The organism is Sulfitobacter sp. HI0040, assembly GCF_001634885.1.
Lineage (GTDB): Bacteria > Pseudomonadota > Alphaproteobacteria > Rhodobacterales > Rhodobacteraceae > Sulfitobacter.
The window spans coordinates 1-241 of the sequence record NZ_LWEX01000322.1 but is presented as its reverse complement, the minus strand read 5'-3'; the positions used below and the strand labels follow the sequence as shown (position 1 = coordinate 241).

At 67.5% G+C, this 241-nt stretch carries 1 protein-coding gene; it reads left to right on the top strand.

Translation table 11 applies throughout. The annotated features are described in order from the left end of the window. Positions 1–241: CbtA family protein (locus A3728_RS14535; RefSeq protein ID WP_201722335.1), on the top strand; the 241-nt coding region annotated here is incomplete at both ends.

Below are 241 nucleotides of genomic sequence, written 5' to 3'. Positions count from 1 at the left end.
TTTGGGGGATAGGGGGGTTCATCGCCTTTCACCTCGCCCCCGGCTTTTCGCTCGNGCCAGAGGTTCCGGGCGTGGCGGCGGCGGATATCGGCGCGCGTCAGATATGGTGGTACGCCACCGTCGGTGCGGCGATCGTGGCCCTGTTCCTTCTGGCGTTCGGTCGCAGCTGGATCGCATGGTCCGGCGCGGTGGTGCTGCTGATTGCGCCCCATGTCTGGGGTGCGCCGCAGCCCGAAACCTA